This is a genomic window from Kitasatospora sp. MBT66, from assembly GCF_000710405.2.
Classification (GTDB): domain Bacteria; phylum Actinomycetota; class Actinomycetes; order Streptomycetales; family Streptomycetaceae; genus Kitasatospora; species Kitasatospora purpeofusca.
The window spans coordinates 73957-98266 of sequence record NZ_JAIY01000005.1; the positions used below are offsets into that span (position 1 = coordinate 73957).

23 protein-coding genes are annotated in these 24310 nt (G+C 73.4%); 3 read left to right on the forward strand and 20 right to left on the reverse strand.

Annotation, left to right across the window (positions count from 1 at the left end; all coding sequences use genetic code 11):
• Positions 1 to 104: 104 nt before the first annotated feature.
• Entirely contained in the window at positions 105 to 596 is a 492-nt protein-coding gene (locus BI06_RS11335) for a hypothetical protein (RefSeq protein WP_033825787.1), read from the forward strand.
• Positions 597 to 717: 121 nt separating this feature from the next.
• Here BI06_RS11335 and BI06_RS11340 read toward each other — a convergent pair whose 3' ends face one another.
• The 19 genes from BI06_RS11340 to BI06_RS11425 all read right to left on the reverse strand — a co-directional run bounded on the left by BI06_RS11340 (position 718) and on the right by BI06_RS11425 (position 20226).
• Positions 718 to 1581 (reverse strand): protein phosphatase 2C domain-containing protein, encoded by an 864-nt coding sequence (locus BI06_RS11340; RefSeq protein WP_033825788.1) that lies wholly within the window; start codon positions 1579 to 1581, stop codon positions 718 to 720.
• A gap of 38 nt (positions 1582 to 1619) precedes the next feature.
• On the reverse strand, positions 1620 to 2258 hold the full coding sequence (locus tag BI06_RS11345) for a DUF5753 domain-containing protein (protein WP_051740754.1): 639 nt from the start codon (positions 2256 to 2258) through the stop codon (positions 1620 to 1622).
• 234 nt (positions 2259 to 2492) lie between these two features.
• Positions 2493 to 3551, reverse strand: a complete 1059-nt coding sequence (locus BI06_RS50580) for an endonuclease/exonuclease/phosphatase family protein (RefSeq protein WP_033825789.1) — start codon at positions 3549 to 3551, stop codon at positions 2493 to 2495.
• Positions 3552 to 3619: 68 nt separating this feature from the next.
• Entirely contained in the window at positions 3620 to 5626 is a 2007-nt protein-coding gene (locus tag BI06_RS11355; RefSeq protein ID WP_033825790.1) for an ABC transporter ATP-binding protein, read from the reverse strand.
• A 38-nt stretch (positions 5627 to 5664) separates the two neighbouring features.
• The gene (locus tag BI06_RS55460; protein WP_082558447.1) at positions 5665 to 6153 is read right to left on the reverse strand and encodes an NUDIX domain-containing protein; all 489 of its coding nucleotides are present in this window, start codon (positions 6151 to 6153) and stop codon (positions 5665 to 5667) included.
• 25 nt (positions 6154 to 6178) lie between these two features.
• Complete coding sequence (locus tag BI06_RS11365; RefSeq protein WP_033825877.1) at positions 6179 to 6670, reverse strand: HIT family protein; 492 nt, start codon at positions 6668 to 6670, stop codon at positions 6179 to 6181.
• Complete coding sequence (locus BI06_RS11370; protein WP_033825792.1) at positions 6667 to 7143, reverse strand: GNAT family N-acetyltransferase; 477 nt, start codon at positions 7141 to 7143, stop codon at positions 6667 to 6669. Before BI06_RS11370 ends, BI06_RS11365 begins: the two co-directional genes overlap by 4 nt.
• Positions 7140 to 7724, reverse strand: a complete 585-nt coding sequence (locus BI06_RS11375) for a bifunctional 2-polyprenyl-6-hydroxyphenol methylase/3-demethylubiquinol 3-O-methyltransferase UbiG (protein WP_051740758.1) — start codon at positions 7722 to 7724, stop codon at positions 7140 to 7142. The genes BI06_RS11370 and BI06_RS11375 overlap by 4 nt, the downstream gene beginning before the upstream one ends.
• Positions 7725 to 7759: 35 nt before the next feature.
• Positions 7760 to 8005 (reverse strand): hypothetical protein, encoded by a 246-nt coding sequence (locus BI06_RS11380; protein ID WP_033825793.1) that lies wholly within the window; start codon positions 8003 to 8005, stop codon positions 7760 to 7762.
• Position 8006: 1 nt separating this feature from the next.
• Complete coding sequence (locus BI06_RS11385; protein WP_043467761.1) at positions 8007 to 8492, reverse strand: NUDIX domain-containing protein; 486 nt, start codon at positions 8490 to 8492, stop codon at positions 8007 to 8009.
• Between the two features lie 32 nt (positions 8493 to 8524).
• Positions 8525 to 9412 (reverse strand): phosphotransferase family protein, encoded by an 888-nt coding sequence (locus tag BI06_RS11390; RefSeq protein WP_149030343.1) that lies wholly within the window; start codon positions 9410 to 9412, stop codon positions 8525 to 8527.
• Positions 9409 to 9900 (reverse strand): NUDIX domain-containing protein, encoded by a 492-nt coding sequence (locus BI06_RS11395; RefSeq protein ID WP_051740764.1) that lies wholly within the window; start codon positions 9898 to 9900, stop codon positions 9409 to 9411. The genes BI06_RS11390 and BI06_RS11395 overlap by 4 nt, the downstream gene beginning before the upstream one ends.
• Positions 9897 to 11273 (reverse strand): NUDIX hydrolase, encoded by a 1377-nt coding sequence (locus tag BI06_RS11400; protein WP_051740766.1) that lies wholly within the window; start codon positions 11271 to 11273, stop codon positions 9897 to 9899. Before BI06_RS11400 ends, BI06_RS11395 begins: the two co-directional genes overlap by 4 nt.
• A gap of 170 nt (positions 11274 to 11443) precedes the next feature.
• On the reverse strand, positions 11444 to 12622 hold the full coding sequence (locus BI06_RS11405) for a hypothetical protein (protein ID WP_063794551.1): 1179 nt from the start codon (positions 12620 to 12622) through the stop codon (positions 11444 to 11446).
• Positions 12623 to 12627: 5 nt separating this feature from the next.
• Complete coding sequence (gene fxlM / locus BI06_RS11410) at positions 12628 to 14721, reverse strand: methyltransferase, FxLD system (protein WP_033825794.1); 2094 nt, start codon at positions 14719 to 14721, stop codon at positions 12628 to 12630.
• 23 nt (positions 14722 to 14744) lie between these two features.
• On the reverse strand, positions 14745 to 16004 hold the full coding sequence (locus BI06_RS11415) for a lanthionine synthetase C family protein (protein WP_043467762.1): 1260 nt from the start codon (positions 16002 to 16004) through the stop codon (positions 14745 to 14747).
• The gene (locus BI06_RS11420; RefSeq protein WP_233290109.1) at positions 16001 to 18961 is read right to left on the reverse strand and encodes a lantibiotic dehydratase; all 2961 of its coding nucleotides are present in this window, start codon (positions 18959 to 18961) and stop codon (positions 16001 to 16003) included. The genes BI06_RS11415 and BI06_RS11420 overlap by 4 nt, the downstream gene beginning before the upstream one ends.
• A gap of 133 nt (positions 18962 to 19094) precedes the next feature.
• A complete protein-coding gene (locus tag BI06_RS46155) occupies positions 19095 to 19259 on the reverse strand; it encodes an FxLD family lanthipeptide (protein ID WP_082527239.1) in 165 nt (54 codons plus the stop codon).
• A 148-nt stretch (positions 19260 to 19407) separates the two neighbouring features.
• The gene (locus BI06_RS11425) at positions 19408 to 20226 is read right to left on the reverse strand and encodes a TauD/TfdA family dioxygenase (RefSeq protein ID WP_051740768.1); all 819 of its coding nucleotides are present in this window, start codon (positions 20224 to 20226) and stop codon (positions 19408 to 19410) included.
• A gap of 177 nt (positions 20227 to 20403) precedes the next feature.
• Between BI06_RS11425 and BI06_RS11430 the strand changes: the two genes are divergently transcribed.
• A complete protein-coding gene (locus BI06_RS11430; RefSeq protein WP_033825797.1) occupies positions 20404 to 20826 on the forward strand; it encodes an NUDIX domain-containing protein in 423 nt (140 codons plus the stop codon).
• A gap of 3 nt (positions 20827 to 20829) precedes the next feature.
• Positions 20830 to 21975, forward strand: coding sequence for a helix-turn-helix domain-containing protein (locus tag BI06_RS49385; protein WP_149030344.1), 1146 nt, complete (start codon positions 20830 to 20832; stop codon positions 21973 to 21975).
• Positions 21976 to 22179: 204 nt separating this feature from the next.
• Here BI06_RS49385 and BI06_RS11440 read toward each other — a convergent pair whose 3' ends face one another.
• Positions 22180 to 24306 (reverse strand): NB-ARC domain-containing protein, encoded by a 2127-nt coding sequence (locus BI06_RS11440; RefSeq protein ID WP_149030345.1) that lies wholly within the window; start codon positions 24304 to 24306, stop codon positions 22180 to 22182.
• Between the last annotated feature and the right edge of the window lie 4 nt (positions 24307 to 24310).

Sequence of the window (24310 nt, forward strand, 5' to 3'; positions counted from 1 at the left end):
GATTCCCCGGCCGCTGACCCCAGCACGAGGCTGCCGGATGGGCGGACCGGCGGCGGGGGAAGGTCGGGCATAGTGAGTGCAGGGCTGCCGAGAAGGGGACGAGAGTGGTCAAGAAGAAGAGGCTGTGGTGGAGGGCCGGCGCGCTGGCGGCGCAGACACAATCGGCCGGATGGTCGGACGCGCTGTGGCGGGGGGCCGAACTGGTCGAGCCGCGTTGGGAGGACGACGAGGGCCCGTACGACTCCTACGCCGTCCACGGGCTGCAGGCGCTGGCGCTGCTCCTGCTGGCCGGTGCCGACGAGCACGCCGGCCGTGTGAGTGATGTGCCCGAGACGGAGATCCGAGCCACGGTCGCCGATCCGGTGCGCGCCGCCGCGGTGGTCGAGGGGTTCGTCGCTGGCCACACAGGCGTACCCGGGTACGAGTGGCTGGCGCAGCTGGCCGAGCCGCTGCTGCGCGAGCACATCCCGCTGCCCGACATGTTCGAGGTCCCGGCCGCGCTGACCGACCGGCGCGGAACCCCGCTCCAGTGGGGCCTGGAGTGGCTGGCCTGGGCACTGGACGACAGGGGCGCGCAGGTGCCGGCCCGGCAGTGACCGCGATCCGCCCGGGCGGCGGGGAGCCTACTGCCCTGCCGGCCGGGCCGGGGGCACGCGACCACGGCGGCCTGCCGGGCGCGAGCGGTGCCGCTCGCGCCCGACAGGTGCGTGCGCGGGCTCAGCCGGCGGGTGTCCCGCCTGGCGCGAGGTCGAGGTGGGCGAGGGCCTTGTCGTCGCTCGGCTTGTAGCGGGGCCAGGCCCGGCCGTCGGCGTCCTGCTCCTCGGCCCGGTGGACGGCGTCGACCAGGGCCTGCGGCCCGTCGGCGCGGCAGGAGGCGGCCAGCTCCGTCCACGAGTACAGGCCGTAGTCGTCGACCGCGCTGGACACCCCGTCGGTGGCGGCCAGGATCTGGGCGACTTCGGCGCGCGGCCAGGTGGCCGTGACCGCTTGGCGGCCGGCCTCCGGGACGGCCTCGGCCACCCAGTAACCGCCCGGCCGGTTGATCCATCCCATCTGGGCGTCGCGCAGCTCGACCAGCAGCTGGTGGTGCCGGGTGTCGAAGCCGCTGCCCGCGGCCAGGCGCTGCCGGTACTCGGCGGCCTGCGGCCGGGTCTCCACCAGCTCGGCCAGACGGGTGTCGGTGAGCGTTCGCACCGTGCCGTCGTGGCCGATCAGCACGACGGGGCTGTCGCCCAGGACGGCCGCCTCCACCACCGTGTCGCCCAGGCGCACGACGGACACCGTTGCGGCGGGCGAGGCCCCCGGCGCCAGGGCGTACTCGCGGGTGATCGCCGAGATCGCGTCGTGCAGGACATCGGTCAGCTCCGCTCCCGAGCCCGCGGCGAGGCGGTCGACGATCAGCTTGCCGAGGGTGTCCGCGTACCAGCCGCCGCGAGGCCGGTCGTCGGAGAGCGTGGAGACTCCGTCGAGGACCACGAAGGCGTCGCCGGAGGGCGTGGCCAGGATGCGGTCCTCGCTGGGGCGGTCGTTGCGGCCGGGCCGCTCGCCGGTACGGAGGGACGGGGCAGGGGTCGGTGGCACAGGCAGTTGTCCTTCGCAGGCTGGAGGGATGGGGGCGGTCAGGTGTTCTGCAGGGCGGTGGTGATGATGGCGCGGGCGTCGTCGAAGTACACGGCGGACTGCTTGAGCCGGTCGAAGGCTCGCTGGAAGATCTGGACGCGGTCGTCGGTGATCGTCTCGCCACCGCGGTAGCCCTCGACCTCGACCCGGGCGCCGTCGAAGATCCCGAAGCCGTCACCCGGGTACACGAGGAGCCGGGCGCGGGCGGGGATGACGCCGAGGGTGAGGCCGGGCAGGTCCATCGCCTCCAGGAGGTGGTTGAGCTGGGGTCGCATCACGGCCGGGCCCCCGATGCCGGTGAGCAGGGCCTGCTCGCCCAGCAGGACGTGGTAAGTACGTCCGCCCTGCCCGAGGTACTGGGCACGGGCAACGCGCTCGGCGGCTCCGGCGTCGATGTCGCGGGGAATGTCGTGCAGGTCGGCGACCAGCCGCAGGACCTCCCTGGCGTATGCGCGGGTCTGCAGGTTGCCCCAGACGAGGTCGGGGCTGACCCCCTGGTAGTGCGTGGTCTGTTCGACGAGCTGGCGGAACTCGGCCTGGATCGGGCCGGTTCCCTGCTGCAGCAAGCCCTGCCAGTCGGGAGCGGACACGGGCACCGCGTGGGTGTACGTGGGGTTGGGGCTGCCGGGTGTGGACATGGTGCCTCCAAGTGGTGTGGGTGCGGCCGGGGTTGCGGCAGCAGGGCGGGGTTGGGGCAACTGCGGCGGAGCGGGTACGGGTCGGCGGACGGTGAGGGACCTCGGCCGGTGGGCGGTGCGGCCGGGCCGGCGGTGACCCGGCTCGCCGCACCGGCTCGGATGGTGACCGGACCGGTGGCCATGGGAGACGGTGCCCAGGAGGCGGCATTCCCATGGCCAGCTGCGTCCGCCGGCTCATGGGCGGGGCGTGGCCCGGGCGGTTGGAGAGATTGCCGTGAGGTCGAGGTCGGTGGTGACGGGCAGGTGGTCGCTGGCCCGTTCGGCCGCCGACAGCGTGCCGGTGGCCATGTGCTCGGCGATCACCGTGGACGCCTTCTCGGAGATCGAGCCGTGGCCGTCGGCGACATGCTGGTGGACGACGCCGGCGAGCTTGGCGCCGAGGGGCCCGCCGTGGGTGGTGTGGGCCCGGACGGCGGGGGCCAGGTCGCTGGTGATGCGCAGGGTGTCGATGCGGCGGGGCCCGAAGCTCTCGCGGCGTCCTTCGGCGTCGACCCAGTGGCCGGTGGTGGGCTGCCACGGCACGTCGGCCACGGCTGCGGTGTCCACGAGGCCGCCGGGCTGCTGGAGCAGGAGGGTGGTCGCGGAGCGGTCGGAGGAGGGCGGGGCGGTCGGGTTGTCGGGGTCGAAGCGGGCCTGGTAGCGGACCTTGCGGTGGGTCTGTCCCGGCAGGGTGTCCGGGTCGAAGTAAGCGCCCGTCGGCCGGCGGTCGGAGCTGATCTCGTTCCAGTCGGCGCCTATCCCGCCGGGGAGCCCGTCCTGGTAGGCGGACAGCACCCGGTACGCCTCGCTCAGCCGCTGCGGGGGCCGGAACGGGTCCGCATGGTAGGAGCCGAGCCGGATTCGCCCAGCCGCTCCGGTTCCGGTGTCGAAGACCGCAGTGGTCATGGCGTGCCAGAAGTCCACCCCGCCGTTGCAGGTCCAGAGGGTGCCGGGGACCGGTTCGACGCCAACCCGCCAGAGCAGGCCGACGTGGAACCGGTGAAGGCTGCTGCCCAGCGCGGGCTCGGGGCCCGTGCTGGATGCGCGGGTCGCCTCGCAGGACATGCCGGTGTCGTCGGCGAGGCGGCGTAGGACTACCGCGGCCTCCTCGGGGTCCTTGCCGATGATCTCCTGGACGGCGAGGACGTCGGCGTCGAGGCCGCGGATCACCTGCACGAGCAGGTCGTAGCGCTCCCGTTCCTCGCGCGAGGCCAACTGCCCCAGGTTGAACAGGTTGTAGGTGCCGAATCGCATGAAGTCTCCATAGTGGATGGCCCGTTGGGGTTGATCAGCTACGGGTGGACCGCGGGGTGGATGCCCTGTCAGGCGGGCTCGGGCGCCGCCTCGGCCACCGTGCTGTCACGCTGGCCGGGCACCTCGGCGGCGAACTGGCCGGCCTGAAGCAGATAGGCGGCCCGGTATCCGCCGTCGAGGTCGGCCATGAGCTGGGAGTGCGTACCGCTCTCGGACAGGCGGCCCTCGTGCAGAACGTGGATGAGGTCGGCGTCGGCCGTGGCGCCGAGGCGATGGGTGATCAGGATGACCGTGAGGCCCTGGTCGGCCAGTTCGCGGATGCGCGCGAATGCGGCGATCTCGCTCTGGGCGTCGAGGGCGGAGGTCGGTTCGTCGGCGATTACCAGGTGGGTCGGGCGTCCGCCGGGTCCGCTGGTGAGAGCCCGGACGTGGGTTCGGGCGGCACCGACGCGCTGCCACTGTCCGCCCGACAGTTGCACGCCGCCCTGGAAGCCGCGGGCGGCGAGCGTGTCCCAGCCGTTGTCCTGGGCCTCGACGACGGGGTGCAGGTCGGCGTAGTCGGCGGCGCCCTTGAGCAGGGCCGGGTCGTCGCCGTGCTCGGGGCGGCCGACCAGGACGTTGGCGCGCAGGGTGAACGGCCAGCGCTGGAAGTCCTGTTCGAGGACGGCGACGGAGGAGAACAGCTGGTCGCGGTCGGCTCCGGCGGTGTCGGTGTCGTCCCAGAAGATGCGGCCGGTGTCCGGGAGGTAGAGGCCGCAGAGGATCTTGACGAGGGTGGACTTGCCGGAGCCGTTGTCGCCGACCAAGGCCACGACCTGCCCGCGCGGGATCGTCAGGGTGATGCCGGACAGGGCCGGGCTGGTGCGGCCGGGGTAGGTGAAGCCGACGTCTTTCACGGTGATCACGTCGGGGCGGTGCGGGAGGTCGGTGCCGCCGGTGGGGATGGCACGGCGCTCGGACTCGCGCTGGAGGCGCTCCAGGTCGGCGACGAACAGGGCTTCCTCGTACAGTCCGTTCGCGGTGCGGACGAGGGAGGTGATGTCGGCGGCTCCGGTGCGGATGCCGACGACCGCGGTGCCGGCGACGGCGAGGGCCATCTGGCCGTCGTGGACGAGCCAGCCCAGGACGGCGAAGGTCGCGGCGGCGGCCAGCCCGGACATTGCGGAGGCGAGCATCGAGGTGCCGGCGGCGGCGCGGGCGAGGCGGTTCTGCTCCTGTTCGGACGCCTCGGCCATCGCGGTGTAGTGGCCGAGGATGAACGGGCCGATGGCGTGGACGCGGACCTCGGGTGCGGAGTGCGGCTGTGTGATCAGCTGGGCGAGGATGGCGGCGGCCCGGTGGTGCTGGAGCCAGGCCATCACTGAGCCGTAGCGGCGGCGGGCGGAGCGCACCGCGCCCCAGCCCTTCGGGGCCGCGATCAGTACCAGCATGGGCATCAGGACGGGGTCGAGGGTGAGCAGGACCCCTCCGGCGGCGACCAGGCCGAGCAGGGCGGTGAGGACGGCGATGCTCTGGCTGATGAGGCGTCGTACCGCTGCGGTGCCGAACCGGGCGGACTCCAGCAGCCTGCTGAAGTCCGGGTCTTCCAGGGAGGCCAGCTCTACGCGGGCCGCGCGGCCGAGGAAGGCGACGGTGGCCGCTCGCTCGGTCTTGGGCTCCAGCCGGTCGCCCGCCCAGGATGAGGCGATGGTGAGGAGCGCGGAGAGCGCAGAGGCCCCTCCCACGGCGAGCGCGGCCGGCAGCGCGGCTCGTAGCAGTTGGTCAGCGCTTCCGGGAGCGAACAGGGCGGCGAGCGCGCGGTTGGTGGCCAGCAGTCCGAACGCGGCGGCCAGGGCGCGGCCGATCTCGGCGACGGCGATGACCACCAGGGCGGCGCGGTCGGCGTGCCAGGCCAGGTGCAGGGCGGTGCGGAGCATGCCGGGGATCTGGCGGGCGACGGTGAGAAAGCTGATCTTGAGCATGGTCTGCTCGTGGGAGGTGAAGCCGTAGTCGTAGCGCAGCCGGCCGCCGAACAGGAACTGCTCGCTGGCGGAGACACTCTCGTCGGGGTCGGGCTCGGGCGGGCGGGTCTTCAAGCGCTCTCCTCTGGGTGGACGGCGGAGGGTCGGGGTCGTCATCCGTTCTCGCCCGGCACACGGGGCTCGGAGACGAGGTAGGCGGCGACGCCGGTGCGGCGGGCGGTGAGCGAGGCGCGCAGCGTGCGCAGCCGGCGCGGGGTGACGATGCGCGACCACTCATCGAGGGTGCGGACGGCGTGGCCACTGTGCTCGGCCGGGTCGAGGGTGATCCGCTCGATCTCCTCGTCGGTGAGCCGGCCGCCGTCGAAGGTGACGCCGATCTTCCACGGCCACGGCGGCTCGGGCGGGGTGAAGGAGAGCAGCAGGAGACGGGGCGCGTCGTCCAGAGAGGCGGGGACGAAGCCGATCTCCTCGCCGGTCTCCCGCAGCGCGCACTGCCACGGGTCCTCGCCCGGGTCGAGGAGCCCACCGGGGTACTGGTACTCGCCCGGGTGGTGAACGAGGTGAGCAGCAGCGGCTGATCGTGGCAGTCGGTGAAGAACACGCCGGCGTAGGAGACGCCGTGCGGCAGGGTGGGGACGAATTGCTCGGGCGGGACGAAGGCCACGGTCAGGTTCCTCCGTTGAGGCGGGCGCGCAGGTCGGCGGCGAGGCGGTCGGCCCGCTCGGGGTCGTCGGGCAGTACCCCGGCGCCTTCGGTCATCAGGGAGTGGAACTGCTGCTGCTCGTATGGGGTGTTGGGCGGGAGGGCGGCGATGTGCCAGTGGACGTGGGCGTTGCCCTGCTGGCTGCCGAGGCTCAGCACGTACACGCGCTCGGTCGGAACGGTCGCCGTGAGCGCGGTGGCGACGCGGTGGACCACGCGTTGCAGGGTGAGGTACTGGTCCTCGGTGAAGTCGCCGATGGTGTCCTCGACGTGGGTGCGCGGGGCGACCAGGACCTTGCCGTGCAGGGTGGGGTAGCGGTCGAGGAAGGCGACGTGGACGCCGTCGTCCAGGACGATCGGGTGCTCATAGCCGGGGGCGCCGGCGAGCATTGAGCAGATGAAGCACGGCCCGTTGCGGGCCCGCTCGTTGTAGGCGTCGAGGTCGAAGGCGGTCACCGCGCCCACCCGCCGGGGCCGGGGCGCAGCGTCATGAAGCCGTCGAGGGGCTCGAAGCCGAGGGTGCGGTACAGGCCCGCGCCGGCGGCGGTGGCCCTCAGTTCGACGGACCCGCAGCCGCGGTCCTTGAGGGCTTCGACGAGGGCGGTGGTGACGGCCCGGCCGTGTCCACGTCGCTGATGGGCGGGATCGGTCACCACGGTGTGGATGCGGCCCCACAAGCCGGTGGGGAACGCGGGGCCGAGGTAGCCGCAGTAGACGATGCCGATGGCGCACGCGGCGAGGCCGCCAGCGGTGGGGACGACGTAGGCGAGCAGGTTCGGGTCGCTGCCCAGGCGCTCGCGCATGTCGTCGCGGAAGGTGTTGCGCCACTCGTCGGTGAGCGGGCCGCCGTCCAGGACGGCGACGCGCAAGCGCAGCAGTTCGTCGGCGTCCCCGGGGACGGCGGGCCGGGCGGCGGTGGTGGGGGTCATCGGCTGGTCCTCTCCAGGGCGAAGTGGGTGGTCAGCAGGAGGCAGAGCAGGTCGTCGAGCGGGTACTCGGCCATGGCGCTCCAGCCGAAGGCGCGCAGCAGGTCGAGACTGGCCGAGCGCAGACCGATCGACTCCCAGCCCGCGCGTTGGCGTTCGGCGAGCGGGGTAGTGACGAGCAGTCGGCCGCCGGGGACGAGGAGGCGACGGGCGCAGGCGACGGTCGGCACGAGGTCGACGAACGGGAGGAACAGCCGGCAGGTGATCAGGTCGAACTCGCCGGCCGGGAGCAGGCCCAGGCCCCCGCGGTCCGCGTCGAGGAGCCGGAAGTCGAGCCCGTCGCGCTCTCCCTGCCGGTCCTGGGCGGTGGCGACGGCGACCTCGGAGAAGTCGACCCCCGTGACCTGGAAGCCCAGATCGTGGAGGGCGGCGGAGTATTCGCCGGTGCCGCAGCCCACGTCGAGCGCCCGGCGGCCGTTGCCGGGGCCGAGATGCTCGGCGAGCAGCGCGACCTCCAGCTCGGCGACGGGACGAAATCCTTTCCCCTGCTTGTAGTGGTCGTTCCAGTGGTCGGCGGCGGACACTTCCGCTCCTCTCGGTCGGGACGCCGGCGGACGGGTCAGTCGGCGTGGTTCAGGCCGGGCGGGCGCAGGGGACCGGGAGCCAGGCGCTCCAGCAGCCGGTCCACACTGCCGTCGGGCCGGTAGTGCGTGCGGTAGGCGTACGGGTGCCGTCCGCCGGGGAGCGTTGCGACGCCTTCGTCGGTGACGGTGCGGCCCTGGGTGATGGCGAGCAGCCGCAAGTCGATGTCCGCGGGCAGGACTGCTTTCTCGCCGGTGGGCGGGCGGCGGTGGCGGCCGGCCATCTCATGCCCCGACCAGGGCGCGCAGGTCCTCCGAGGCGTCCCAGCCGTAGGTGGAGAACCCCCGCCCGTCGCCGGCGAGGTAGGCGGTGAGGGCGGCGTGCGAGGTAGGGAACATCGGGGTGGGCAGCGCGGAGGCGTCCATCCACAGGACGGCGAGGTGCTTGTCCGGCTCGGTGTTCGTCAGCTCGCCCCGCCACGAGGTCGCGGCGAAGACTGAGAGCAGGAACGGGCCCTTGCCGTCCCACCCGGCCTTGACCTGGATGGTGTGGACCAGCCGCAGGTCCTCGGGGGCGACGACCAGGCCCGACTCTTCGTGCAGCTCGCGGGCGGCGGCCTCGTCCAGACGCTCGCCCTCCTCGACCTTGCCACCGGGGACGGTCCAGGCGGGCACCGTGGACCAGGAATCGTTGGCGTAGTGGACGCAGGCGACCTTGCTCGCCTTCTCGTCGTGGACGATGACGCACACGGCCTGACGCAGGGACTGCACGGAGACTCCAACCGGTAGTGAGGAAAGGGCGTTCACGCAACGGGGTTCGGGTGGCGTAGCAGGTCGAGGACGGCGCGGGCGTAGCCGAGGACCTCCTCGTCCCGGCGGTGGCCCATGGCCCAGCGCAGCGCGACGGGGCAGTCGATCGCGGCCCACGCTCGGCACGCCGCCCGCTCCTGCGGCGTGAGTTCGCGCCCGTATCCGGTGGTGAATGCGGCTCGCAGGTCGGGGCGACGGGGGGTGAGCTGGAGCGTGAGGCGCATCAGGTCGCGGCGCGCGGGTGCTTCGACGTGGCTGCGCTCGAAGTCGATGACCCCGAGCAGCAGCCGGTCGCTCTCGCGGTGCACGATCCAGTTCCGCGGGCCGAAGTCGCCGTGGCAGTAGGCGAGCGCCGTGCGCGGGGGTTCGTGGCGGGTCGCCTCGACCAAGACGGTGATGTCCTCCTCCGGGAGGCGCGCCTCCCGGGCGCGGGCCAGCGCGCGTTCGCGCTCCTGGTCCCAGGGCAGGTACTCGCCGACGGGAGCGCCGGCCGTCGGCTGCGCGTGGATGACTGCGGCGAGGTGCCCGGCCTGCCGGTACACCTCCTGCTCCTCAGCGGCGGTGAGGTCGGTGCTGATGACCGGGGTGCCGGGCTGCGCGGAGGTGACGACGAGCAGCGACCGGGTGTCCTCGGCAAGCAGGGCCGGTGCCCGGCCGCTGCCGAGCGCTGGTGCGAGGAGACGGTAGGCGGCGGTTTCTCGCTGGTGCATGAGCGCGTTCTTGTGGCGCTTGGCGAACAGCCTGCGCCCGGCGGCACCGAGGACCTCCCAGACGACCGGGTGGCCGGCGCGATCGAGGGAGCGCACGCCCAGCAGCTCGTAGTCCTCTGCCGTCGCGCGCAGCAGATGGTCGACGTCGGCCGGCATGTCGGGGGCACTCACGGGGCCCACCCGACGGTGGACAGGGTGCTGCCGCGGGTGATCTCGGCGAGCGCGTGAGCGGTGTAGGGGACGGTGTCGTGCGCCAGCGAGTCGAGCGGCCACCAGCGAAGTTCCTCGCACTTGTGCGGCTCCGCGTTGCGCACGTGGCCGTGGTAACGGGTGGGGCGGAAGAACAGTTGGAGGCGGCTGCGGCCGTCGTCGGCGTCGAGGTGGTGCAGGGTGTGGACGAGCGCGAGGTCGTCCTCGGCGATGGTGATGCCGAGTTCCTCCTCGGCCTCGCGCGTCATGGAGCGGGTGACCGGCTCGCCGCGCTCCATGTGCCCGGCCGGCAGGTGCCAGAGGCCGTTCGCGTAGGCGGTGTTGCGGCGCCGGCCGAGCAGCACGCGGTCGGCGTTGGTCAGGACGAGGTGGACGCCGACGACCAGGGTCAGCGGATCCGTCCCGGACTCCGGGGAAGCGGCGAGGCGGAGGTCGTCGCGCTGGTTCACGCAGTCCTCCCGGAAGACAGGCTGGCGGCGTCGGCGAGCAGCGGCAGGTAGTGCTGCATATAGGGCGGGACTTTGAGCAGCGGCACCTCGTCGAGGGGGACCATGCGCACGGCCAGGCCCTCGTCGCCGAGCCGCAGGTCCGCCTCGCGGCCGTCCCAGACGGCGTGCAGGACACGGGTGAGCGGGAGGCCGAAACTGTGGTGGGGGTCGGGGAGAGTCCGCAGTCCGGTGATATCGATGCCGGCCTCCTCGCGGACCTCGCGCACCGCGCTCTCCCGGGCGCTCTCGTCGGCCTCGCGCCAGCCGCCGATCGGTGTCCAGTAGCCGGGCCAGGGCATGCCGGGCCGGTCTTCGCGCTGGTGCATCAGCAGTCGACCCGCGGGGTCGGTGACGAAGACCAGGACGCCCTCGAAGTCGTCGTCGTACGGGGCGGGGCGCTCCAGGTAGAGCGGGACACCGCAGCGGTGGGCGCGCATCACCTGCCGGAGCCGCTGGTAGCGGTCCGGCTCCATGAGCGACCGCCAGTTGTGGGCCGTCTCGAACCGGAACTCGGTGTGCTCGGCCGCATCGAGGCGGATCCGAGCCTGCTGCTCGGGGGTGAGGACGCCGCCGTCGAAGACGTAGCTGCAGACCGGCACGGGGTACTCGGTGCCCGCCTGTTCGTGGATGACGGCGACCAGGCGCCGACGGGCGACCACCTCGGGATTCTCGGCGGCGAGATCGAGCCCGATCTCCTCCTCGGCCTCGATCAGCGCGGTGGTGAAAGGCGTCCGGCCGTGCTCGACGTTGCCGCCGGGGAAGTTCCACACCGCCTGGTTGACGGTCGAGCGCATTCCCAAGATGCGGCCCTGCGGGTCGGTGATCAGGAGGCTGGCGTAGGTCGTAGGCCGGGCGATGGTGGTGACGTAGGTGCCGACCGGCCGCCAGCCGGGGACGGCCAGGCGGCGGTTCAGCCATTCGACGACCTCCCGCTGCCCGTCGCTGGTCGGCGGCAGGGCGCCCGGGCTCGTCCACTGGTGGCCGTCGTGGTCCCGGGAAAGGCGGATCAGGGTGCCGTCGGGCACGACGGTGGTGAAGACGAACTGCCGCACCCGCCGCCCGCGTTGGTTGGTGAAGTCCAGGTGCCGTACGTACTCCAGCGGCCACCCGGTCAGCCCGGTCTCCTCGGCCAACTCCCTCGCCGCACCCACCGGCACGCTCTCGCCGTCCTCCCGGCCGCCGCCCGGGTACTCCCACAGGCCGGGCAGAACGTCGTGCGGGGATCGGCGGATCATCAGGATCCGGCCCGCGGCGTCCCGGACCACCACGCCGACGCCGATCCGCTCGATGCCTTCGCGGGCGGCCAGGCCCGTGAGTGTGTCGAAGTCGATCACTGGAGGGGCTCCTCGGTGTCGCGGGCGGGCAGGGTCACCCGGCCGTGAGGCCGGGCGCGGGTACTGAGAGCCGGGACGATCGGGCCTTCCACAGGGGTACCTCCGGGCGCTGGTGGTGTTCGGGCACGCCGAACCGGCTGCCGACAGCGAAGTTCACCGCAAGTGCGCTGTCAGGACGTCGAGTTGGGCGGTTCGGTGTGTGGGGTGGCGACCGATGATGGTGCTGTTCGATTGCGTCGCTCAAGCGGATTTCCCCCGGGCGATCCCGGGTCGAACGGGGCTATTTCGACCACCCTTCGGGCGTGGTCGAGGGCCCCCTCCAGTCGGCCCCGGAGGGCCTTGGGCAGGGTGCCGGAGTCCAGTGCGCAGGCGGCGAGCGCCCGTTCGAGCGGGCTAATCCGGTCCGGTTCGAGGCGGGTGCGGACGCCCTCGTGGGCGAGGAGGTCGCGAAGTGCGTAGCCGTCGCCGGATTCACTCGTTCGGCTGGTCAGCTGCCGCAGCAGGTTTTTCGCGGAGGGGGTGTCCGGGTCGGCGGCGTCGAGGGCGGTCAGCGTGAGGCGGGTGGTGAAGGCGGCGAGGCCCTCCTCTGCGTCGAGCGCGAGGCAGTGGTCGATCGCTTGCTCGGCGGCGTCGTGGTCGCCGGGGCGGCACAGCGCGGTGAGCACCGCGGTAACCGCGTCCTCCCAGGCGTCGCCCGGCTCGGTGTCCTCCAGCAGGGCGAGGGCGCCCGGCCGGTCGCCGGTTGTGGCGCAGGCGAGGACGGCGGCCTGGCGGCCGTCGAGGATGCGCCGGCCGATGCCGCGGTGCTCCTCGATGTGTCGCAGGGCATCCTTCCAGCGGCCGGCGGCGGTGAGGGCGCGGGTGCCGTCGGCGATGACGACTCGCCACAGCCACGCCCGCACTTCGGCGCGCTGCTGGTCGGTCTCGGTCAGCTCGGCCGGGACGGTGATGCCGTCGAGGAGGGTGGCGGTGGCGGTGGTGACGGCTTGGTAGAGGTCGAGGAGCAGTTGGTGGCCGCGTTGGTGGTGGCCGGCGCGGATGTGGAGGCGGGCGAGGTTGACGATCGGCTCGAGTCCGCGGATGGCGCTCATCGCGGGTAGTGGGCCCCGGGGCAGGTAGAGGTCGGCGTGGCGGTGGCACAGTTCGCGGGCGTAGTCGGGCAGGTCGAGATCGGAGGCGAGGAGGGCCGCCTGGTTGAAGACGGTGGATGCCCGGCCCGGGTCTGCTCGCTGGGAGGCCGTGTCGGCCAGCTCGGAAAGCCGGCCGACACGGGCGTTCAGGGGCAGGCACGCGGGCCGGATCCTGGCGACCAGCGGGAAGCGCCGGGCGACGGGTCCGGTCGGGTGCACGGCGGCTACTCCCAGGTGATGGTGATCGGGTGGTTCGGGCGCTCCAGGACGAAGTGGCCGGCCGCCGGGTCGGCGGCGCCGGGGGTGTCGGGGAGGGCGATGCGCAGGCTCCGGGTGCGGAAGCCGGTGCTCCAGACGCGGATCTCCTCGGAGACGAGGTCGGCGAGCGCGGCGCCGTCGGGGCCGTGGCCGATGACGCCGGTCTCGTAGGTCTTGCGGCCGTCGGGGGTGGGCTCGCCGGGGCGCAGGGTGAGGTAGGCGAGGGAGCCGTCCCGGACGGTGGCCATGGCGCCCCAGCCGAACATCGGGGTGACGATGCCGCGCTCGCGGGCGGAGCCGGTGACGCTCATCCGCAACAGGGAGTTGGGCAGCGTCAGGGCCAGCCACAGGTCCTGGTACTCGTAGGTGGTGCCGCCGGGGATGGTCACCCCGGTCCAGGTCTCGTGGCGTCCGCTGTCGAGGACGCCGAGCAGCAGGGAGGCGTCGACCGCGTCGTCCTGGTCCCTGTGGACCTGGAGGGTGACGTCGCCCTCGCCGGTGAGGTGGACGGTGCGGCGGGCGTCGTCCATGCTGCCGCGCAGCGGCATGAAGACCGCGAGCTGGTCGTCGACCGACACCCAGCCGTCCTCGCCGCGCTCGAAGGCGATGGTCCGGGAGGCGGTGCCGCGCAGCCGCAGCGGCAGCACGATCCGCCCGGTGGGCTTGACCTGCTCCAGCCACGGGGTGGGCATCTCGCTGGTGCTGACGGTGGCGATCACCCGGTCGAACGGGGCCGCGGCCGGGTGACCGAGGGCGCCGTCACCGAGGACCGCCTCGACGTTGGTGATGCCGGCGTCGGCGAGGTGCTTGCGGGCGCCGTCGACGAGGTCCTCGTCCACGTCCACGGCCGTCACATGCCCGTCCGGGCCGACGATGCGACCCAAGTAGGCGGCGTTGACGCCGGTGCCCGCGCCGGCCTCGAAGATCCGCTCGCCGGGCTGCGGGGCGAGCTGCTCCAGCATCAGGGCGACGATCGCGGGCTGGGAGGCGGCGCTGATCTGCGTGCCGGAGCCGTCTGCCTTGGTGTAGGTGGGGTTGTCCGCGTACGCGGTCTCCAACGGGAAGCCGGGCAGGAAGTGCTCGCGGGCGACGGTGCGGAAGGCGTCCTCCACCGCGGTGGTGCGGATGGCGCCCTGTTCGAGCAGGCGGTCGGTGAGGGCGGCGCGCAGCTCCTCGGCGGTCGGGGTGGCGGAAGCGGTGTCGCTGCTGAGAGTAGTCATATGGGTGACCTTAGTAGTGGTACGGATGGTGGGCATCGAGGGCGCGGGGCCCTCGTCGGAGTGGAAGACGGCGTCCAACGCCCGTGCGGCCATGGCGGCTTGGTGGTCGACCGGCAGGCCGGCGCGGTTGGCGTGGAAGAGGAGGTGGTGCGCGAGGACCGCCCGCAGCCCGCGGGTGAGGCGGCCGTCGCGGGCGGTGCGGGCGAGGTCCTGCCCGGCCTGTTCGAAGGCGTGGACCCAGCCGCCGTGGTGGGCGAGCGGGGTGGTGTCGCGGGTGAGGGCCCAGGTGTCGAGGCGCATCAGGTGGCGCATCGCCGCGGCCAGGGTGACCGCGCGTTCGGGGGCCACGGGCGCGGGGGCGTCGCGGAGCATCGCGAACTGGGCCCAGACGTCGCCCTGTTCGTACCAGTCGAGTCCGGCCGCGCGGAGCATGGCGGAGGTCAGGACGACGGCGGTCTCGGTGCGGCCGAGGGCGGGCGGGTTCGGCTCGGCGGCCCGCGCGAGCAGGTGGCGGCTGTCGGCGTGGAAGAGGCGGTGGGCGATCTCCATGGCCTCGGGGCCGCCGAACGCCTCGGTCTCGGGCTCGTAGATCACGGTGGCCCAGCCCGTGACGAGGCCCTCCTCGGCGAGGGTGTCCAGCAGGGAGGTGAGGGCGGGCACGGGGGCGGCGGCGGCGCGGTAGCGCAGGCGCAGCCCCTTCTTGCGCATGTACCACCAGCTGTCCAGGTCCCCGTTGTCCTGGGCGAAGGCGAGCACGGGGGCCAGGTGTTGGGCGGCGGTTGGTTCGACGGTGGCGGGGTCGGCGAAGGCGAGGTCGTGCTGGATCCAGCCGGTGGTCATCGGATCGGTCCTCGGTCGGGTGGTCAGGAGGTGAGCAGGCAGGCGTCCCAGCGGGTCGCGGGGGTGCTGTCGGTGGCGGGGGCGAGCAGGGCCAGGGCGGTCCCGGCGGCGCCTTCCAGGAAGGCCGGCCCCGCGGTCGCCAGGAGGCGGTGGGCCTGCTCGTCGGGGTCGGCGTACGGAGGGTGGGTGGTGTCCAGGAGCAGGGCGGCGGCCGAACGCAGGCGGCCGGCGTTGCGCGGGGAGGCGTCGGCGGCGGCGCGGTGGGCGATGTGGGCGAGCCCGGCGTAGCCGTGGCAGGCGGACAGGTCGGTGGTCGTGGCGAGGGCCTTCGGGTCCACTAGCGCGGTGGCCAGCGCGCTCTCGGCGTCGTTTCGCAGGTGCGGGTCGGTGAGGGCGGCGGCGGCGAGCTGCTGGGCGCGGGCGATGCCGGCGGTGCCGTAGCACCAGCTCGGCCGCTGCGGCGCGAGCGGTCTGCGGTCCGGGCCGGTCAGGTGCGCGGGGGTGATCCAGTACGGCCAGGCGTGGCCGTCGCGCCAGCGCTCCAGCCAGGCCAGGACGGTGCGGAGCGCCTCGCGCTGGCCGTCGACCTCGACGCCACGCCGAAGCGCGAGGGCGAGGAGCGCGAGCGGCCCGGCGATCCCGTGCGCGAGGCCGTTGTTGGCGTGCCCGCCGGGGAACCGCTCGTCCCGCTCGCCGGAGGGACCGGCGAGGGTCCACCATCCGGGCAGGACCTCCCCGTCGTGCTTGACGTCCTCGGTCAGGCGGACCAGGCAGGTCAGGATCCGCCGGATCGGCTCCCCGTCGGGGGCCCGGCGCAGGAGGACCGAGCCGATGCCGGTAAGCCCCCGAATCGTGTCGAACTCGGCGAGTGCTGGCAGGTCGCCCCGTGCGGTCCGGGCCTCGGCCTGATCGCAGCGGCGCAACGCGTCGGCGGCCACGACCTGGTCGAGGTGGTCGAGTGCACGCTGATAGGTGCCGGGGCGGGCTTGGGCGGCGCAGGTGAGGGCGTGGGCGAGCGCCGGGGCACCGTAGTAGAGGTAGCTGTCCGTCCCGCTGGTGACCGCAGGGCCGGCCGCGATCGACAGCCAGGCACGCACCGGTTCCCACGGGCCCAGCCCGGTGGCAGCGCGCTCGATGTGGAGCAGGGCGATGCCTGGGGCGCCGTGGGCGAGGGACTGGCGCCACTGCGGGCGTGACGACCAGGCGACGGGTGCAGCTGCCGGGTCGGTGAGCAGTTCGGCGATCCGGTCGGACAGCCGAAGGGCGGGGTGCGGGGCGTTCACAGGTCACCGTCCCGGGAGAGGCGAGCGAGGGCGGCGGCGCGGGCCAGGTACAGGACTTGGGCCTCGTTGTCGAAGTCGATGCGATGCGCCCGGACGAAGCTGCAGTGCAGCAGGGAGCCGAGCACGTCGTCCGCCGCCACACCTTGGGTATACGGCCCGGGGAAGAGACGGCGGTAGGCGTCCAGTGCGTCATCGCGTGCGGCCCAGGCGTCGACGACCGCGGCGCCTCCAGGCTCGGCGCGTAGCACGGCCCAGTCGCCGGCCGGATCCGCGAGGCGGACCGCCTCGGCGAACACCGGCCGGGCGACGGGTGCCGGGGGCTTGGCGGGGACATTGGCGATCAGCCAGCGCAGTCCCGCAGTTGCCGATCCGGTGAAGCCGGCCGCGATGGCGACCGCGTGGGCGGCCAGCAGGGCCTCGCGTCCGGGGAGCGCGATCTGGGTCAGTTGGGCGAGGGCGGAGGCGGAGTCGGCGCGGAAGACCTTCTCGGCGGCGGCCCAGGCGGGGCCTTCGCCCCACCGGCCGGTCTCCGCGTAGGAGGTCGGGTACACGACCTCGGACAGCAGCCCGGCGTGGTGGAGTTCGGTGCTCCAGGTGCTGATGGCAGCGGCGGCGGGGCCGAAGGCGTTCGGGGTGGGCAGTGCTATGCGCAGCCGCAGGTGCTGGCGTGGGTCGCGGAAGCGGACGAACCACCACCTCGGGTTGCCGAGGCGTTCCAGCAGGTCGGGCAGGTGGCGGGCGAGGACGGTGTCCTGGCGTTCCAGGTCGCCGTAGAGGGAGGCGAGGAGCACCGGGGAGGTGGCGGGGGCGTCGCCGTGGCCGCGGCGGAGGATCCTGGCCGGTGTGGGCTTGGGCAGGCGTGGCCAGGCCGGGGCCAGGGTGGCCGTGACGGGAATGGCGATCTCGTGGGCCCGGCCGTCGGCCCAGCCGAGGTCGGCCGGCTCGGGGGCCTCGACGAGGACGGCGTGCGGGGCGGAGCGAAGGTGCTCGCGCAGCAGGACGCGGTGACCGGGGTGGTCGAGGTCCAGGGGCAGGCCCTGGCTGTCGGCGGCCAGCGTGACGTGCCGGGCGACGCGGCGCCGCACCACCCACGCCGAGAGCATCTCGTCCCACTCGGTGAACCCGGCGGTCGTGGCGGGGAGTTCGGATCGGTTCAGGCGCCAGGAGGTGGCTGAGACGATGACGCGGCCGTGCCGAAGCCGGGGAAGGAACGGCAGCGCGCCGAGGGCGCCCCAGGAGAAGCGGGTGACCTGCGCGGTGTGTGCGCGGGAGAGCTCGGTGATCAGCCGGGCCAGGGGCGGGGTGTGGGTGCGCAGGTTCAGGGCGTGGGTGGCGGCGGCCTCAATTCGTACCCCGAGCGCCGGCGCGGCCAGGTACATGCGCCGCCCGTCGCAGCCCACCGTCAGGTCCTCGGGACCGAGAGCGCCGTCGGCGGACGGGCGGTGCTCGGCGAGGGCGATCACCAGCTGGCCGGTGGCGATGCTGCGGGCGACGTGCCCACTCGCCCCGTCCAGCGGAGGGTACGAGAGCTGCGCAGTGACGGCGTGCTCGTCCATCGTCGGCAAGCTGGTCATCAGGTTGGTGAACGCGGCCCGGTGTGCGGGTTCGAGGAGGTGGAGGAAGCGGCCGACCGAGACACCGGCCGCGCGGGACGCCGTGACGGCCTCCAGGCGGAAGGCGCCACGGTCGAGTTCCTCCCGTGTGCGGGCGTGGATGCGGGCGATGATCTCCAGGTGCGGGCGCAGCCGCGGCTCGTCCCCGGCGATGTCGAGCGAGGCGAGCAGGGCTTCGTCCAGGACGACCTCACGCTCGCCATCGAGCGCCGCGCGCTGGGCGAGGGCGGCGAGCAGCTCGTCGCGTTCGTCGAACCGCGGGCGGTCGGCGGGCCGGGCACCCGGGTAGCCGTCGGGCCAGCCGATCCCGCTGTCCGCCACCACGTCGAGCAGCGGCACCAGCGTGCCCCGGCCGTACCGCTCGTAGAAGCGCTGATGGTAAGCCCGCCACGCTGCTGTTCCCTTGGGGGCCGGGCTGAGCCGGGTCAGGAGGAGGGCGGCGCGGGCGGCCTCGTCCGCCACAGCCTGCGGGAGGACGATGTCGGCGTCCAGTCGCAGGTCGACGGCCGCCCCCGCGGGGTCGGTGCCGGCGGTGCGCAGGTTGTCCAGGATCTCGGCGACGCCCGGCAGGTCACCCGCGCCCGCGCCCTGCACGGTGGTGTGCAGGTGAGTGACGGGGTCGGGGTCGGTGGTCGGCGCGTGCAGGCTGGTGATCAGCGCGCGGTGGGCGACCAGCTCGGTCAGGACGTTCGTGACCTGCTCGGCGGTCGCGGCGGGGAACTCGGCGCGGACCTTCTCGGCGAGGTCGCGGAAGCGGACCGGGTCGCGGCCGGTCGCCACAGCGAGTGCGACGGGGCGGGTGCGGCGCAGGGTCGTCTCTGCGGCAGCCGTGCCGAGGCCGGGTCGGGCGAGCGGGCGGTGCGGAACGACGAGGCGCTCGCCGCGCACCTGGACGGTGTTGTTCGCGACCACGTCGAGGAGGTCCAGCAGGCCCGGGAGGCGCTCCAACTGCTTGATCGCCTCGTCGAGCCGGGCCGCCGCGACTGTACGGGTGGCGCGGTGTCCGCGCCCCCAGCGCAGGGCGGACACTGGGGCGAAGGAAGCGCCCTGCACGCCGGCGAAGTAGCCGAACGGGGTGGCGCGGCCCGAGGCTCGCAGCACGTAACGAGCGGTGGAGAGTGCCGTGTGCCGCACCTTGCGGGGCTCGGGGCTGGCTGCTGCGGTGAGCTTCCGGACCTGCTGGGCGAGGACAGGGCTGGCCTGTTCGAGGGCCTCGGCGAGGCTCGGGTCGGCCCACACCTCGCGCAGCCACTGCAGCTGACGGTCGGCCTGGCCCGCCTCGTCGAGGCCCGGCCAGGCGGGCACCGCAGGGGCGGAGTGCGCGACGGCACGCACGAGAGCCACGCCGGCGGCGCGGTAGGAAGCCGTGGAAGCGGTTGGGCGCATGGGTGGCGGACCTCGGGGTCGGGGCGGATCGGGACAGGGTGGCGGCCGGTGCCCCGGGGGTGTGCTTCCCCCGGGGCACCGGCCGGGCGGGTCAGTGCACGCCGGTGGTGCAGGCGCCGCAGGTGGCGCCGCAGCCGTCGTCGGTCAGGACCTGCAGGCTGGCCGCGTCGGCGGTCTCGACGGTGCGGACGTCGAGGTCGAACTCGTCGCCGACGGCGACAGTCGCCTTGGTCTCAGCCGTGATCGTCTGGGCCATGTGTTCCTCCTGTTGGGATTTCCCTTGCGGGACCTGGCGTCGGGGCGCGGGATGCGCCTCGCATCACCAGGAGTCGGTGAGTCCGGGACGGGCCGTAGGGCCCGCCCGGAAGACTTGTGAGCGAATGGCAGCCCGGATGCTGTCGCCGTCAGCCGCAGTCCACCGGGGGTGCGGTGTCGGCCGAACCGGGTGCGGGCCATGGGGCCGGGAATCCGGCGGCCAGGCCAAGAAAGGGGTGGGGCTGTCCGAGTGCCCGCAGTAGCAGCCGCTCCCCGGTGAAGCGGGTGCGGCCGTGCAGGATGCGGTGGTTGTCCAGCACGACGCCCTGCCCGCAGGCCAGGCGCAGGCGGGTGGTGTGGCGCTCGACGGCTCGGCGCAACGCGGGCAGGTGGGCCTCGGCCTCGGGCGAGAACCGGGCCAGCTCGTCCTGGCGTAGCCGAAGACGCCATCGCCCGTCGGGCAGGCGCTCCAGGACGGGGGCGAAGCGGCCGTCCGATCCGCCGAAGTACGCGGCCCGCGGCGCCGAGAGGGCCTCCAGCGCGGTCGGGCGGGAGGCGGCCAGTTCGGCGAGGACAGCCCGGCCGTCCACCAGCAGGCTCTCGCCGCCCTCGTCGGCCGCCCGCGCACAGGCCAGCAGCATCAGCCGCGGCGGTTGGGGCAGCTGAGCACACTCGGTGTGCAGCGCGAGGTCGCCGCGTCCGAGGCCGGCGAAGCCCGTCCGGCCCTCGTGCCGGCCAGTGTCGCGAATGACGGTCAATCCGTCCGGATCGGCGTCGCGGTGCCGCCACCGCGCGGACATCAGCAGGGCCGCCGTGTCGAGCACATTGCTGCGACCGCCGAGGCGGGAGAGCCGCACCAGGCCGCGCTCGCGCAGCACGGCCGCGGCCCGTTCCAACCCGTCACCACCCAGCGCGCCGAGGGTGAACTCTTCGTCCGTGGCAGGCAGTGCGGTACCGGAAGACGGCATGGAGGATCCCCCTCGTGAGAACGGGCGGATGGGAGAGGACACACTGTGGCGGGCGCACCCGCCCCGAGTGAAGTGACAAATTGTCAAAGATCGATCACTGAGCCGTAAGAGCGTTCGGCGGCGGCCGGCTGCTACGTTCGACAGGCCCGTGCCCGTCCGTGCGCCGTGGAAGTAGAGATGACTGAACAGCCCTATGTGCCGCCGGCCTTCCCGATCTCGATCAAGGGCGTGGTCCTCGACCCGCACGGGCGAGTGCTGCTGCTGAAGAACGAACGGGCCGAGTGGGAGCTGCCCGGCGGAAAGCTGGAAGGCCCCGAGACACCGGAGCAGCGGGTGGAGACCGAGATCCGTGAGGAGAGTGGCTGGACTGCCACCGCCGGCCCATTGCTGGACGTGTGGATGTACGAGCCGGTCCCCGGCCGGAAGGTCTTCATCGTCACCTACGGCTGCACCGCCGCCGATGCACACCGGCTGCCGGTCGTCAGCCACGAGCACAAGGAAGCCGCGCTCTTCCACCGCGACGAGGTGCCCCACCTGGTCATGCCCCAGGGCTACAAGGACTCCGTCGCCCGCTGGTACGAACTGCAGGGCCGGGCCTGACCGGTGACACGCCGCGACCAGCACGGCGGCATCCGCTGGCACTGGACGACCCCACGGGCCCAGGACATCCTGCGCCGCCGCAGCCTGCCCGAGATCCTCACCTTCTACCGGCAGCTCAACCAGCTCCCGCAGGAGGAACTCGGCACCCTCCTCGGCTACTCCACCAGCTACATCTCCCGTGTGGAGAACGGAAACCGCACCATCACCGACATCGGCGCGCTGCGGCACATCGCCCAGAGCCTCGGCCTGCCACCCCACGTCTTCGGCATCACCGACGACGCCGACGGAGACCACCACGCCATGATCCAGTTCGGTGAGAGCGTCCTGCGCCTGGCCGAGATCGCTCGCCAAGCCGGACAGGCCGCCGCCGCCGTCGACGAACTCTGGCCCCTCGTCGCCCGCCTCGAAGCCCGCGCCGCCGACGGCCACACCGACACCGACGTCCTGCGCCTGCTCGCCCGCGCCCGCACCGGACTCGGTGTCGCGCTCGGCCACGTCCTGCCCGAAGAACGCCTCGCCACCGCAGCGCGCTGGACCGGCAGCGTCGCCATCGCCCGCCGCCTCGACGACCGGGCCCTGCACGCCCACGCCCTGCGCCACCACGGCAACGAACTGCGCAAGGCCGGCCTTCACCACGCCGCCCTGGAACGTCTCGGCCGCGCCCGCGACCTCGCCCGCACCCCCGACGACCGAGCCGCGGCCGTCATCCTCCTCGCCCGCGCCGCCGGAACAGCCGGCGCCACGACCGTGTTCGACGACGCCGTCGCCGAGAGCCGACGCCTGCTCGACACCGCCAGCGTCACCCCGCTGTTCTCCGAGTTCACCCTTCACGAGGTGCAGCTGCGCGGCCTCGCCGCCACCGGCCGCGTTCCCGGCGCCGTCGAACTCCTCGAACGCGCACCCGCACCCGGCTTCCAGACCAGCCCGCAATGGCGCATCATCTCCGCGATCACCGCAGCCCAGATCCTGCTGCGCCGCGGCGACCGGGACGCGGCCGGGGAACAGATGCGCGCGGCCCTGCAAGGTGCCGAACTGCACCGCCTGCCACACCAGGTCCAGCGCGTCATCCGCGCCAGCAGCGGGCTTCCCGACATCCGCGAACAGGCACAGGGCACCCTCGACCGGCTGAGGGCGGACATAGCAGCCTGACACGAAGCAACCTCGAGATGTGGTGCTCCTGTCGCTGCGTACCCGCCACACCACAGCACCGGATCGCGAGCCGGCCACCGGGCCGGAGCGCACCAGGGCATGCCGCCGACGGACCTCGCTGGCGGTGTCGAAGGTCATCATCAGGTCTCTCCGCGGTACCGGATTGTCAGGGACAGGTGGGCGTAATGCAGGGATGCCGGTCTGTCAGGGCTGCCAGGGCGTGCCAGGGCCGAGGTGAGCCAGGAGTGTGGTCAGGCGTGCTGTGTCCCGGCCGCTGCCTAGCCCCGTGTACTGGTTGAGGCTTGCGGTGTACCAGCCGAGGGCGACATCCGACTGTCCGGAGCGTTCGGCGGCCTGCCCGAGGAACTCGGTGGTGCGGGCGATCCAGTGGCGGTGGCCGAGGTCGGCGAACTCGCGCCGGGCCTGGACGAGCGTGGCGGCGGCGAGATCGTGCTGGTCGGCGAGGGAGTAGCCCTCGCCGAGGTAGGCCAGTGCCCTCGCGGCGTTGAGCGGGTCCGGTGGCTGGAGGCTGGTGAGATCGGTACGGGCCATGCGCAGAATCGGGAGGGCGAAGTCGACGTGGCCTTGGCGAGCGGCTGCGGAGGCGAGGAGCATCCCGGCGAGTCCCGCGCCCCGGCGGTCGTCGAGGTCGCTGTAGAGGCTTAAGGCTTCTCCGAGGAAGGACTGGGCCTGGTCGTACAGTCCGGCATCGTGGAGGGCTGCCCCGATGCCAGAGGTGTACTGGGCGACGCCGGCGAGGTCGCCCGCAACGTGGGCCAGCGCGGCAGCCCGTGAGTAGTGGGTGGCGGCCTCCGTGTGGCGTTCGGCGGCGACCAGGCCGAGGGCGAGGGTGGAGGACATCTCGCGGATCGCCATCGGGTCGCCCCAGCGGAGTGCGGCACGCAGTCCGGCCTCGTACACGATGATCCACATCGGGACGTCGCGGTGGTAGTGGAAGAGGGGCCACAGGTCGGAGGCGAGCGCGCAGGCAACCGCCGGGTCGTCGCAGGAGACAGCGGTGATCATGGCGGAGCCGACGGCGGGGGCGATGGCCTCCAGCCAGGCGAGGGCCTCGTGCCGGTTGGTGAAGCGGACCGGCTCGACTGGGTGCCCCAGCAGCGGGCGGGGCAGGGCGCGGTGGTGCGGGGTGAGGAGCTGGGCGCAGGCGCGGGCGGCCTGGAGCAGGTGGGTGAGGTAGCCGGTGCAGGCTTCGTCGGCGGCCAGCCTGGCCGGTGCTCCGACGCCGGTGGCGGCGCTGCGGACGGCCGGGCGGAGCGTGTAGAGGTCGCCGCGGACGGCGGCGCGGTGGGCGGTGTCGAGCAAGCCCCGGGCGGCCAGTTCGGTGAGGAGCACGCGGGCCTGGTCGCGGGTGGTGCCGGTCGCGGCGGCACTGGAGGCGAGGTCGAGATCGGGAGCCGGGACCAGGGCGAGCCGCTGCAGGAAGCCGGCCTCCCGCAGTGACAGGTGGTCGAGGGCGGTGTCGACGGCGTCGCGCACGGGATTTTCCGATCGGGTTGCCCCTGATGGGGAGGGCGCGGGTAGGCCGGCGCGCAGTGGCAGGTCCGGCTGGAGGACGAGGTCGGCGGCGGCAAGCCCGATGGCCAGCGGCATCCCGCCGTGGAACCCGACGAGGGCCGCGGCCCCGTCCGGGTCGCGGCCGGTACGGTCCTCGCCGACGATCCGCGACAGCAGCCGCAGGCCGTGCTCGGCCGCCAGCGGTTCGAGGCGCTGGTGAACGGCGCCGTGGGCCAGCAGCGCCGGCAGCGGGTCGCGGCTGGTCACCACGACCAGGCAGCCCGAAGCCGCTGGAATCAGCGGCAGCACCTGCCCGGGGTCGGCCGCGTCCTCCAGCACCACCAGTACGCGCCGACGGGCGGTCTCGCTGCGCCACAGGCCGAGCAGCTCGTGTTCGGCCCAGGGCAGCGGGGCGTGTCCGCCGAGGCCAAGTGAGCGCAGCAGTGACCGCGCGACCTCGGCGGCCGTGGCGGGGCCGCCCGGGGAGTGCGCGCGAAGCCGGGCCACCAGCTGGCCGTCCGGGTACCGGTCTGCGATCTGGTGGCCCAGCTTCGTGGCGAGGGCGCGTTTGCCGACGCCGTCCGGGCCGGTGATCACCACGACGGGCGCCGTTTCGTCCGCCGGGGCCCGGCCGAGGACGGCGTTCAGGGACTGCAGGGCCTCCTCCCGGTCGGTGAACACGGCAGGGACGGGGGCGAGTTGTCGCGGCACCGGTGTCGGCAGCGGGGTCGGGCCCGGGCCGAGGTGCACGCCGCCGGTGATGGTCCCGGCCTGGACGGCAGTGGCGACCGAGGAGCTGTCGACGGTGTTGCGCACCTCG